Annotated in this window: 8 protein-coding genes; 4 read left to right on the top strand and 4 right to left on the bottom strand. The window is 62.1% G+C overall.

Annotated features, from left to right (window positions below; all coding sequences use genetic code 11):
• The first annotated feature begins 89 nt into the window (after positions 1-89).
• The 4 genes from asnB to CS1BSM3_RS02595 all read left to right on the top strand — a co-directional run bounded on the left by asnB (position 90) and on the right by CS1BSM3_RS02595 (position 5,617).
• Positions 90-2,042 (top strand): asparagine synthase (glutamine-hydrolyzing), encoded by a 1,953-nt coding sequence (asnB, locus tag CS1BSM3_RS02610; protein ID WP_072385415.1) that lies wholly within the window; start codon positions 90-92, stop codon positions 2,040-2,042.
• A 71-nt stretch (positions 2,043-2,113) separates the two neighbouring features.
• On the top strand, positions 2,114-3,133 hold the full coding sequence (locus tag CS1BSM3_RS02605) for a glycosyltransferase family 2 protein (RefSeq protein ID WP_174263607.1): 1,020 nt from the start codon (positions 2,114-2,116) through the stop codon (positions 3,131-3,133).
• A gap of 1 nt (position 3,134) precedes the next feature.
• Positions 3,135-4,391: a glycosyltransferase gene (locus CS1BSM3_RS02600; protein WP_174263606.1), complete on the top strand. Its 1,257-nt coding sequence runs from the start codon at positions 3,135-3,137 to the stop codon at positions 4,389-4,391.
• A gap of 50 nt (positions 4,392-4,441) precedes the next feature.
• The gene (locus tag CS1BSM3_RS02595) at positions 4,442-5,617 is read left to right on the top strand and encodes a hypothetical protein (RefSeq protein ID WP_072385414.1); all 1,176 of its coding nucleotides are present in this window, start codon (positions 4,442-4,444) and stop codon (positions 5,615-5,617) included.
• A gap of 30 nt (positions 5,618-5,647) precedes the next feature.
• Here CS1BSM3_RS02595 and CS1BSM3_RS02590 read toward each other — a convergent pair whose 3' ends face one another.
• From CS1BSM3_RS02590 to CS1BSM3_RS02575, 4 genes are all read right to left on the bottom strand, one after another.
• Positions 5,648-7,015, bottom strand: coding sequence for an O-antigen ligase family protein (locus tag CS1BSM3_RS02590; RefSeq protein ID WP_072385413.1), 1,368 nt, complete (start codon positions 7,013-7,015; stop codon positions 5,648-5,650).
• A 103-nt stretch (positions 7,016-7,118) separates the two neighbouring features.
• Positions 7,119-9,950: a glycoside hydrolase family 9 protein gene (locus CS1BSM3_RS02585; RefSeq protein ID WP_072385412.1), complete on the bottom strand. Its 2,832-nt coding sequence runs from the start codon at positions 9,948-9,950 to the stop codon at positions 7,119-7,121.
• A gap of 83 nt (positions 9,951-10,033) precedes the next feature.
• Positions 10,034-11,251 carry a glycosyltransferase family 4 protein gene (locus tag CS1BSM3_RS02580; RefSeq protein ID WP_072385411.1) on the bottom strand — a complete coding sequence of 406 codons (1,218 nt, stop codon included), beginning with the start codon at positions 11,249-11,251 and terminating at the stop codon, positions 10,034-10,036.
• Positions 11,248-12,588 (bottom strand): glycosyltransferase family 4 protein, encoded by a 1,341-nt coding sequence (locus CS1BSM3_RS02575; protein WP_072385410.1) that lies wholly within the window; start codon positions 12,586-12,588, stop codon positions 11,248-11,250. Before CS1BSM3_RS02575 ends, CS1BSM3_RS02580 begins: the two co-directional genes overlap by 4 nt.
• Positions 12,589-12,593: the final 5 nt, after the last annotated feature.

The raw sequence follows: 12,593 nt of genomic DNA, 5'->3' as shown, positions 1-12,593 counted from the left end.
CACATCCGGCCGATCGGCTGCGTGACAGGGCTCGGCGTATCCCCCATGAACCAGAGCGCCGCGCAAAGTGTTTGTATGGAGTAGTTGCAGTGTGTGGCATCGCCGGGATCATCGGCCGCTTGAGCGAGCGCAATCGTCGCGCCGTCCGATCGATGTCGAGCGCGCTCGCACATCGGGGGCCGGACGGCGAAGGCTTCTTCGAGAGCACCCCCGATCATCGCGGCAACGGCGTGCTGTTCGCGCATCGCCGGCTTTCGATCCTCGACCTTTCGGACTCCGCGTCGCAGCCCATGACGGACGCGGGTGGCCGCCACACGATCACCTACAACGGTGAAATCTACAACTATGTGGAGCTTCGGAACCGCCTCCGCGCCGAGGGGCAGACCTGCCGCAGCAGCGGCGACACCGAGGTCATGCTGCGTCTCCTGTCGCGTGGCGGCGCCAAGTCCGTCGGCGATCTCCGCGGGATGTTCGCCTTCGCGCTCTGGGACGACGCGCGCGCCGAGGTCTTGGTCGCCCGTGATCCAATGGGCATCAAGCCGCTGTACATCTGCAGGAACCCCGATACCAGCGCGGAGCGCGAGTGGTCGGTGCTCTTTGCCTCCGAGGTTCGGACCATTCTCGCCTCGGGCTTGCTGCAAACGCCGCGTCTCAACCCCACTGCCGTCGCGAGCTTCGTTTGGAACGGATTTGTCGCCGGGCCGGATACGATCATCGACGGCATTCATTCGCTGCCGCCAGGGCACGCTGCCGTGCTCGATCTCGACGGCAATGAGAAGTCCCGCGAGCGCTTCTGGCATTATCCGCCGGCCAATGCTCCCAAGGATGGTGATGTTGCGAGCGTGCGGCGAGCGCTGCACGAGAGCGTCGAGAAGCATCTCGCGAGCGATGTGCCGCTCGGCATCTTCCTGTCCGGCGGCATCGACAGCAGTGCTGTCGCCAACATGGCAGCTCGCGCATCGCAATCCGAGGTCGTTACTTTCACGCTCGCGTTCGAAGAGCAGGAATATGACGAGGGTCCTTTCGCGAGGGAGATCGCCAAGGCCATTGGAACGCGCCATAGGGAGGTGCGCTTTACCGAGCAGGACTTTCTTTCCTCGCTCGACCGGGCCCTGGAGAGCATCGACCAGCCGACGTTCGACGGTCTGAACTCCTTCTACATCTCGCAAGCCGTACGCGAGGACGGCATCAAAGTTGCTCTCGTCGGCTCCGGCGGGGATGAGCTGTTCGGCGGCTACAAGAGCTTCCGCGACTTGCCGCGCCTTCAGGCCATCGCGCAGCGGCTTGCCTGGCTGCCGAAAGAGGGGCGCATTGCGATGGCCCGCGCGATCGCTCATCTCGCGGATCGCTCACGCGATGGCGTCGGCACGCAAGTAAGATGGGCGAAGCTTCCAAGCATGGTCGCCGAAGCGGATGACCTGCTTCAACTCTATCAATTGGCCTATGCCCTGTTCGTGCCGGACTTCCACCGGCGCCTCTTGAACGACGTGCCGGACCCTGCGCGCGTCGCGAGCGGCCTGCCGAGCCCCCTGAGGCGCGATCTTCAGGATGAGATCGCCGGACGTTCGCCGCTGGCGGCGCTTGGCATCCTGGAGCAGCGGCTCTTCCTCGGCGAGCGGCTCTTGCGGGACATCGATGTGGCGAGCATGGGGGTATCGCTGGAGACGCGCCTGCCGCTGGTCGACAGCGTCGTCACGGAGGCCGTGACGCGTCTGCCGGATAGCGTGCGCTATGCCCCACTGGGACGTAAGCAGCTCTTGCGGGATGTTGGACTAGAGGGATTGAGCCCTGCGCTGTTCGAGCGGCCGAAGCGCGGCTTTCAGATGCCGTTCGATCGTTGGATCCGGCAGCGCCTCGGTACGGAGATGGATGGCGTCATGCGCGATCCGCAGCTTTGCAAGGCCGCGGGGCTCGACGCGGGCACGGTCGACCTGCTCTGGAGCTCCTATCTCAAGGGGAGCAAGGGCCTGTATTGGTCCCGCGTGTGGGCGATCTATGTGCTTCTGCGGTGGTGCGATCGTCATGCCGTCAGCGTCCAGTAAACCTTTTCGCGTATGCGCTTCTTTCTTCGAGGATCAGTCTGGTGCAGCTCCGCATACAAGATGAGACAGCTATGACCAGTTCCGCTGCATCGACGACGGAGGCAGCCGCGCATTCCCGTGTGCGTCCCGGATCCTACTGCCTCATTACGCCTTGCCGCGACGAGGGGCAGTTTGCTCGGCGTACGCTCGAGTCGGTCAGCAAGCAGACCCGGCTCCCCGCGCTCTGGGTGATTGTCGATGACGGCTCCACCGATGACACGCCGCAGATACTCGCCGAGTACGCGGAGCGCCTTCCGTATGTTCGGGTGGTGAAGACCAAGAACCGCGGCTTCCGTCACGTTGGTGCGGGCGTGATGGAGGCGTTCTATGCGGGGCTGGAGACGATCAGCCGCGAGGAGTGGGAGAGCTTCGAGTTCATCTGCAAGCTGGATCTCGATCTCGATATTCCGTCCGGCTACTTCGAAGAGATCATCCGGCGCATGAATGCGGAGCCGCGGATCGCGACCTGCAGTGGATCGCCGTATTTCCTGTCGAAGGCCGGGACCCTGGTCAGCGAGGAGTGCGGCGAAGAGACTTCTGTCGGCATGATCAAGTTCTATCGCCGATCGGCCTGGGAGCAGATCGGCGGCTTCATTCGCGAGCTGACCTGGGACGCCATCGACTGCCACATCTGCCGGCTGCACGGCTGGTACGCGCGAAGCTGGGACGATCCGGCCATCCGCTTCCAGCACTTGCGCCCCATGGGGTCGAGCCAGAAGAGCTGGTGGACGGGGCGTATCCGGCACGGAAAAGGCCAGTGGTACATGGGGACGGCGCCGCTCTACATGCTCGTGAGCGGGCTCTATCGTATGACCCGTCCGCCGTATGTTGTCGGCGGCGTCGGAATGATGTGGGGCTACCTGCGTGCCATGCTCAGCGGCACGCCGCGTTTTCCCGACGCCGAGGTCCGCCGCTTCATTCGGCGATACCAGTATGCGTGCCTGCTGATGGGGAAGAAGCGGGCGACCGAGTGGCTCGACAAGCAGCAGTACGATGTCTGGGCGCGACGCAACGCACCGGGGCGGGCTCCTGAGACGCAGGCTGGTGCTTAGCATGCTGGACCGTAGCAATGTCAGCGCGGCCCAGAAGGATCGGATCCTGTTCGTTACTCATGTGGCGATCCGACAGACGCCGGAGGGTCTCTGGATCGATGACCAGACGGCGGAAGGTCTTGTTCGTTGGTGCGAGAATTTCGGCCAGGTCTCGTATGCAGGGATCGAGCTCGACGAAGAAGATGTCGCCAAGTGGCCCACCATCACCTGGGTCCGCATTGAAGACTTGCCCTGCAGCGACCGCCTGAACATCATCCGCCTGCCACGCGCTTACAGGATCGGCGCGTTTTCCGGGGCGTACAAGCGCACACGCGCTCTGCTCGCGGACGAGATCGCGCGCAGCGGCTATCTCTGCTTCACGCTCGGCGCGGTCGTCGGAGACTGGGCCGCGATCGGCGCACTCGAAGCCATCAAGCAACGGCGCCGCTACGCAGTATGGTTCGATCGCGTCGAGCACGAGGTCGTGCGGTCGGATCTGCCGAATATGCCGCTCAAGCGGCGTATGAAGGAGAGGATTACGCTGCTGCTGATGCCGCGCTATCACCGCTATCTGATCGAGCGCAGCCAGCTTGGACTGTTTCAGGGCAAGGATTGCTACGACCACTACAGCCAATTCACCAACAAGGGATTCTGCGTCTACGACACGCACACTAAGACCTCCGATTTCATCGATGATGCCGTGCTTCGCGCCAAGATCGCCAGTGCGCATCAGGGTGAGCCCTTGCGCATCTGCTATGTCGGCCGAGCCGCCGACATGAAAGGGCCGCTCGACTGGATCGAAGTTCTGGCGAAGGCACGGGATGCCGGCGTGCCGTTCAAGGCCACTTGGTTCGGAGATGGCCCGATGATCGAGGAGATGCGCCAGATGGTGGCCGATAGAGGCCTCGATGGCGTAATTTCTCTTCCAGGCTTTCTTTCCGATCGGGGCGCGGTCCTCGATGCCATGAGGGACGCGCATGTTTTTCTCTTTTGCCACAAGACGCCGGAATCACCGCGCTGTCTGATCGAGGCCCTCGTGTCCGGCACGCCGATCGTCGGATATGCGAGTGCCTATGCGCGCGACCTCGTGGCGGGCGACGGTGGCGGCGACTTTGTCGATGTCAGCGACGTTCGCGGCCTGGCAGATCGTCTGATCGCGCTCAACGGGAATCGGCAGGCCTTGGCGGATCTCATCGCTGATGCTGCGAAGTCAGGCCTGAGGTTCGACGAGCAGACTGTCTATCGCTACCGTGCCGGGCTGCTGCGCGACAAGCTTTGAGACGCGATTGCGGGAAGTGACGCCACTCTCACCTGTGGAAGGGGAGGAACGTGCTGCTGACGAAGACCGCGGCGATTGCTGCCACCGCGCTCATTCTGCTGCACGGCGCGAGTGCGGGTGCGCAACTCGCGCCGGAGCCTAAGCCGGCTGGCTCGTCGTCGACCCCTGAAGGGCAGAAGAGCAAGAGCATGCGGATACCCGAGCGCATTTTCGTTTCCGGCCATAGCCTCACCAACGAGCCGATACCGAGCGATCTCGCCGCGATCGCCGCAGGTTTTGGCCACAAGGTGTGGTGGAACCGGCAGTATCTCGAGGGATCTTCGATCAAGCAACGCAGCCGTGGTGATGCCGAAGGTGCGTCGCCCTGGACCGGCTATGCGAAAGGCATCGACTATAAGAATGCACGGATCGATGTTCTCGCCGAGCTGCGCCGGCCGGCACATCATCCAGATCAGCCCTATGACACGCTGCTCATCACGGAGCAGCACGGTGTTCTGAGTTCACTCGTCTGGCAGGACACGCCGACCCATCTGCGGGATTTCCATGATCGCTTCATCGCGCTCAATCCAGATGGCGTAACCTACTTCTACGAGTCCTGGCTTTCACTCGATAGCAAAGCTGATCCGCGCCGCTGGATAGCGTACGAGCGCGCGGCGGCGCCCGTGTGGCGCTGTGTCGTTGCGCAGACCAATGCTGCATTTGCCGCCGAGGGGCGCCGCGATCGCATCATATCGCTGCCGGCGGCCTTGGCCTTGGCCGGACTGATCGAACGGGCGACGCAGGGGGGAGGCGTACCCGGGATTACACGCGAGAGCGTGCAGGCGACCGTTGGGAGTATCGTCGAGGATCAGGTGCATCTCACCCGCCTCGGCAACTACTACATGGCCCTTGTGACGTTCGCCTATATGTTCCCGCAATCCTCTCGCGGGGCCTGGCACCCCGCCGAGGTGACGCCGCAACAAGCAGCGGCGCTGCAGGAGATTGCGGCGAGCATCTCTGCTGAGCCGCTGCCACCGCCGACGTCGATCGAGGATTGCCGCGACTACGTGCGAAGGTCCTTCATGTGGACTTATCTCAGCTATTTCGGCGAGACGTTTTGGCGGAGCGAGAAGGGCTATCTCGGCTCCCTCTATCTGCGGGCCAAGGTGGCCGTGCAATGGTGGCGCCTCTTCGGGAGTGACGGCCCCGAGAATCCTCTGTCGAAGGGCGCGTACCAGAAGCGTTGAAAGCCATCGCCGGCTTGGCGGACCTTCGCCTCAACGCAGGAGACTGCCGGCACTTCCCTGCAGGAATGGCTGATAGACGGCTGTGCCAGCAGCACCGGACCGCTCGAAGAGCCGCGCCTGCTTGATCTGGTGCGCGAGGCCATAGGTCAACCCGACGATCACAGCGAAGGCATACTGGCTTTCCTGGATGACGAGAATGTACTCGTAGAGCGAGTGCGCATAGACGATCAACATCGCGGTTCCGAGCCCGAGCAGATGGGCGGCTCGAGGATCACCCGTGGCCACCCAACTGTAGCGGAACGCGACATACATCGGGTGAAGCAGAAGGAGAATGAAGGCGAAGAGACCGAAGTACCCCGACTCGGCTGCGTTGAGCAGATAGGCGTTGTGAACGATATTGTTCAGACTCCCCTCGACGGGGGCGACGCCTGCTCGAACTGAATAACCATAGTTCTTGCCGATGTAGGAATAGTGGTTGGCTCCAATGCCAAAGGGATGGTCTTCCAGCATCGCCCTCGCGGCCCGATTGAAGGCTGCCCGCTCGTCGTACTGGCTTTCCATCGGTCGCGCGACGGCAAAGCGATCTTCTAGCGCCGAGAGGGCAATGGGGGCGAGTGCTGACGCAACAACCACGCTGATGACGCCAAGGAAGGCTTTCCATCTCGAGGGGCGGTGCACGAGCGACAGGAGATAGCAGGCAATGAAGCCCATGACGCAGAAGCCGAGAGCAGCTCGGGATGCGATGATCGAGGCAACCAGGAAGCCGATAAGCGGCGTGGCGAGATACTGAAGCTGCCGCCTCCCCGCCAGAAGCAAGGCGAAATGGGGAAACACAACCAGATGATTGACCAGACCAAGCGTATTCTGGTGGTTGAAGGTGCCTGTCGGCTGCAGTGCGCCAACGACGAGCTTCTGATAGACCACAAAGATGATTTGAATGACGAGGCCGAGCGCCAGCCCCTTCATGAACTGGTCAGGTACGGTCTCCTCGGTGCAAGCCTTTGAAATGACGATGACGAAGAAATAAATCCGTATGAACTGCCATACGTAGAACACTGCGGCCGTCGGCTGCTCGGCCTGAAATACGGACAGTGATATGGCGCTCAGGTAGATGATGAAGGGCAAGTGATATCTGATGGAATTCTTTTGATGCCTGAGAGCGATGTATGCAGCTATGGCGATAAGGTCGATCGCCGATATGAGCATGCCGGATGTATGGCCGACCCATGCATGGTCCCAGGTGTAGATTTCGAAGTCGAGCTGGGGTAGCGCCGGCAGCACAAACGGAAACAGTCCGAAGAGAATCCAGAACCTGTCGCGCAGGTAGGCGTTGCTCCGCAGGAGCATGGAAAGCGGTATAACGCCTAAGAAGCCGATCGCCATCGCCGCGTATTTCATAGCGGTGTGCCGGCTCCCGTGTACTTGCTCTGCGAGCGCGCCGCCCGATCCTGACGGACGCCCAGTGCGGCGTTATGCGATCTCGAGTGCATCCGGCTGGCCCTTAGTTGGGGCGAAGCGAACCGGATCTCTCCAGCTCGCTCTGGGCATGAAGATACAGCCAGATCGCCGCCGTCGTCCCAATGGTTTGGTGCACCGAGTACTCCTGCTGCGCCACCAAGAGTGGATGCTCGATGAAGTACTCGTAGACGGGCATTGCGAAGCGATTGGGATGGACGCGCCTGTTTTGCGCATTCTCTCTCGTCCCTGTGATCGGCAGGGGGGACCAGTACTGGCCAAAGATCCAATCGTGTGCCGTCTGCGATTGAGGTGACCAGCCAAAGACAGTGATGCCGTCGGGGACTTTGACCCCCATGGCTCTATGATCCTCGTGCAGAGGATGCTTGACCGTCCTCAGTCCCAACCCTGTAGTCATGCTGAGGCCGACCTGATTGGCGCCGAGAATGTGCGCCGATGCGATCTGCATCGTTCGCAGCAAGCTCTTGTCACCCGACAACTGGTGCGCGCGAATGAACATCTGAGCCTGATTGTAGTCCGGTGCGAGACCTTGCCCCCATCCCATCGGGGCGAACGGGTGCTTCATGCTAGGGTAGGCGACAATAGCTTGCGATTTTGCAACCATCTGCGCCGCGGCAACGAACGAGTGGCGGATCCGGTTCTGCAAGTCCTTGTTGGCCGTCGGAGCCTCTGCCCGAAGATACTCCCAGGCGCCGTCCGCAATATGCAGGTACACTTCCCCAGGATTGGTCCAGCCTGCCTCGAACGCCTCCCCGTACTCGCTATTCCCCGTCAATCGAAACATCGCTGCGGCGGCTGCCGTGCGATGCTCTACCGAAGCCTTGTGCAACTCCTGCTCGCGCGTCTTCCACGAGGCCTCGGTGAGGACGCCGGCTTTGGTGGCTAGAGCCCGGACCTCCGAGTAGTAGCTCTCCGGATCGAGCTGGACGCGCTCTGCAAATCTCCAGGCATCGCCGGCGCTCTTCTCGTAAACCTGAGCAAGACGCTCCTTCCCGAGAAGTTTCAGGATTCGCGCGAGCTTTGCAGCGCCGCCGGCATAGCGATAGGTCGAGATATGATCGGGAGCGAAGGCGAAGACCGTCTGGTGCTCGAGGAAGCTCGGAACGCCGAGCAAAGGATGCGCGGAGCTCTCAATACCTCCCGACACGCTTCCGTCGGCGTGCTGAAGGCGGCGAAAGAAATCAAGTGTCCAAATGGCTTCGTGGACCAAGTCCGGCACATCGTCGATCTCGGCATAGAGATCGCGGTCCAGTATCTCACTCGACTTCGGAATGCCGAGCGCCATGCTGCGCATCACGTCCGGCGCGCTTTCGTAGACATCGAGCAGCAGATTGGCGACGCTAACGTGGAGAATGAGCCGATCCCAATCGCCGGCATCCATATAGCCGCCCCAGTAGGTGGACGGGGCAATCGTGTCGGTGATCCAAGGCGCCTGGCTGCCGTCTTCCGCCTGCACGAAGCCAGAGCCGGCATTCGTGGACCACGAGAGAGGGAGTTTCGATTGGAGGACGGTGATCGATACGCCCGGTCTGAAGGACGCGGGTCTCGTGAAGCCGAAGCGCCCGTCGAGGGCTATGCCGCTTCGATGATTATAGAGGCCTCCAATCGACGTCCTTCCTGCTCGCAGCCAGATATCATCCGCGATCGCGAACGGGTCCGAGACACCAAGGCCGGGTACGTGAATTCGGTATGTTCCCGGCCGAGCGGGCTTCCAGGCGCCGAAATCGAGCTCGAACACGTAAGTGCCGGCGCGATTGGCGATGTGGACAGGGAAAGCGACAGGCGGCCCCGCCGAATTGGGGGCAGGATTTCCCGTCGGGCCGTCCGCGATCTCGAATGCATCAGGTTTTGTCGCGCCGACAGTCGCGAAGCCATTCAATGGCTGCGCCGATCCGGAGAAGCCGTCTAGCCAGATCCGCTGCCCCTCGGAGAAGCCATGACGGGGAGCTGACAGGGTTGGCGGTGTTCCAGGATGTAGCTGTGCTATGCGCACGCCCTGGCCAAGGCTCGGGTACTCCGCGAGCTGAGATGGCAAATTACCGCGGCGCTCTGGATTGGTCGGCGTGACGCGTAGAGCGATCTGGGATGAGTATTGAACGTCTCCTCGCTCGTCCAGGATCTCGAATGTGCCGAGGCCGTACGATCTGAAGTCGACTGCTCCCTCGGCGCTGCCGCCCGGAAGCCATAGTGCGAGGTAGGCAACCTTGCCTTCGTCCGAGGTGCCATAGCCATGCTGATTGGCGCGAATGGATATGGAGCGTGTGCGGCGGCTCGAATACTCGAACGACGAGTCCGGGAGAATGCCCCGTGGCCAGCGAATAGTGTGGCGGCCTTCTGGCAGCGGTTTCGCCAGTTTCAGGTAGATGTAGTGTTTGAGGCTGGCGCCCGTCATCGTCTCGTCGCCGGCACCGCGATAGATGCCGGAATCGTACGGCACCGATTTCCGGTAGACAGCGCTAACTCTGGCGCCGCCGATCTCGCCATAGCCGGATGCGTCGTCTGCGCTTTGAGTATCGAAGTATTTGCCGGGCGGGGTGTCGCTGAAACGGATGTGCGACCGGTCTGGGCCCACAACCTTACCCCATCGACCGTTCACCTGGACCCATGTCTCGGGCGTCTCAGACCTCGGCGCGGCCAGACGCTCGATTGTTCCCGGCTGAAATGGCGGATCGCGCACCTCGACTGCAACGACATCCGGTGCAGCAATCGTGATCTCATGAACAGTCTGAGCGGTCGCGGGCGTGAGCGACGATGCCATGGCGCAGAGCAGGGCAGCGACCATCGGAGCAGAGGCGATCGAGCGCCTCCGCCTCTTTGCGATCACCACGCTTTCCGCATCGTTGTTTGTGATCATCATCTGTGCTGTTGCCCTTGCAGTCCGGTCTCATGGGAACGGGCGGCGTGACGGTGAGCAGTGTTCCGAGTTTGCGCCTCAAGGCCTCAGGCGAACACCCGGGTCGACTGCCGATCGATCGCAGTACGAATTGCGTCTCGCAGGATGCCAGCGCTGACCTTGACGTCGAAGCGCCGCCGTGCGGTCACTAGCGCCGCATCGCCCAGCCTCTGGCGTAGTACGCCGTCATTCGCGAGCAGCTCGATTTTCTCGAGGATGGCGGCGGCGTCCGCTTGAGGCACGAGGAACCCGTCATGCCCCGGGCTGATCATTTCGCTCGTGGCGCCGATCACTGTGGCGATGACAGGAAGCCCGGCACTCATGGCTTCCATGACGGCGACGGGCCACGCTTCGCCGAGCCCGGTGCTCGCCAGAACCAGGACGTCTGCTGCGGCAAGCACCTCATGGACGCCCTGCTCGGCCAGCGAGCCCGTGAATGTGACGTGGTTCTCGAGGTCGAGCTCTCGCGTGCGCTTCTTCAAAGCGTCTTCATGTGGACCACCACCGACTACCGTGTAGTGCAGATCCAGCCCGTTGTTGATGCCCTGGCGGAGGGCCTGGAAAACATACTCGTGGCCTTTTGCGGCATTGAGCCGAGCAACGGTTGCGATGTGCAGTTTGCCTGGGACGAACGCGCGCGGACGGCGTGCACCATCGGCACGCGCCGTGTCGATGCCCATGAAGGTTTCTATGACGCGATCCGGCGGCACGCCTGCCTGATCCTCGAGCTGATGGCGCAGGTGCTTTCCGACGGCACAGACAAACGAGGCGTCTCTGAGCTTGGCCTGATGATCCAGGCCGTAGACCGCGAGATCGCCATGCAGGGTGATGCTGTAGGTGGGCCCCCCCTGGCGGCGTGCGAGAGCGAGGACATGAGCCGTGTCGGCGCACGAATGGCCGTGGACATGACGCACGCCGTGCTGGCGGGCCCAGTGGGTGAGATCGATGGCCGAGGCGATCAAGACGGCCTGTTTTGCGCGCTCGCTCGTCTGGCGCGCCTGGAGAGGCCGCAGGTACGACAGGCTTTGGCCGAGACCTTTGCCACCTACAGCCGCCCAGTTGAGGAGGCCCGGCAGAGATGGCGGGTAGATGTAGTGCGTCTCCGAGATTGCGGCACTGGCAAAATCGTGCGGGCAGTCAATGGAGGGACGTCTCGTGGAGACGAGCGCCACCTTCTCCCCCATGCTTTTGAGGGCTTCGATCTCGCGCCAGAACATGATGTGCGTCTGGCCAGGAAACTCGGGTACAAGATATCCGATCGTCATAATTCTCTCGCGGGCAGGGGGGCCGGAATTGCCGATCTGGCCATCGCTCCATCGCGCGTGCGGGAACGAAGGGCCGTAGCGTAGACAGACAAGATTTGCTCGGCTTTCGCCTGCCATGTGAGTTCGCGTCGAACTTTCTCTTGGGCGGCCTTACCCATTTGGATAAGGGCATCGGGAGCGGCGATGATGCGCTCGAAGGCCTGCCGCATTCCCTGAATGAGGCTTTCCGCATCGTGGAACGCGACGCGAATGCCGGTGTGCTCATCGACGAGCTCGGACGGCCCGGCATAGTCGGCGACCACGGGCACTGTTCCGCTTGCCATGGCCTCGACGACGACACCGCCGCCAAACTCGCGGATGCTCGGAAGAGCCATGAAGTCGGCGGCGCGCAGAAGACTCAGCGCCTCGGGCTGCTTCAGCCAGCCACGGAAGTTCACCTGATCGCGAACGCCGAGCTCGGTGGCCAGTTGCTCGAGCTCCGCTCGCTGCGGTCCATCTCCGACGATATCGATCGTGAGGCGCCCCGCGAGAAGCAGCGGTTGAGCGGCTTTCAAGAGAATGTCGGCGCCCTTGTATGGCACCAGGCGGCCGATGAATATGGCGCTTACCGTAGAGGCAGATCGGGGCACGCGCGGGACCAGCCAGCTTTCGTCTGCGCCGTTCTCCGGAATGAGCACGCACTTGTGCTGCGCCCACTCCGGCATATCACTCAGCGTGTGCTTGGAGCCGACGATGAGGGCGGAGGCATGCCTTCGGGTGGCTCTGTAAAACGGCATGAGCTTGTGAGCAGCTCGGATATGCGCCAACCACTCCTTCTCGGCATATTGACGGGCGCGAAAATTCTTGGGCCAGGGCGCGCCGCCATTCAGCGGTCCGATCACGAATGGAACGCCGGCCTGCGCCAGCTTCTTGGCAATGGGACTTTGATTGGTCGGGCTGAGAGGCGTGATGCGATGGACGAGGTCGAACCTCCCGGCTTCAATCTGTGAGCCAAACTGCCGCCAGACTTCCCGTTCGAATGAGTAGTAGCTCATCGACGAGAAGGCCATCATCGTCGTCCAGCCCTTGCCGTCGCCTCCCCGCAGGCGATCGGAAAGCCGGTACATCGGCGCGGCCATGTACTCATTGTCGATCGCGGTGAAGTCCGCTCCCTCCACAAGTCCGGCTCTCAGGATCGCGTCCCGATTGCGCACGTGGGTTACGAGATGGGCGTTCGTTCTCTTCGCGATGGCGCGCGCAATGTTCCAGCCGACGAGCGGAACGCTCGTCCATTCTGGATTTGCCGCCTCGGCGATCAGCAGAGGGCGATACGGTGCAGACCGGCTTTGCTCTTCCATCGAAC

Origin of the sequence: Hyphomicrobium sp. CS1BSMeth3 (assembly GCF_900117415.1) — a bacterium.
Classification (GTDB): Bacteria; Pseudomonadota; Alphaproteobacteria; order Rhizobiales; family Hyphomicrobiaceae.
The sequence above is the reverse complement of the archived record's forward strand: the minus strand, read 5'-3'. Positions and strand labels throughout refer to the sequence as shown.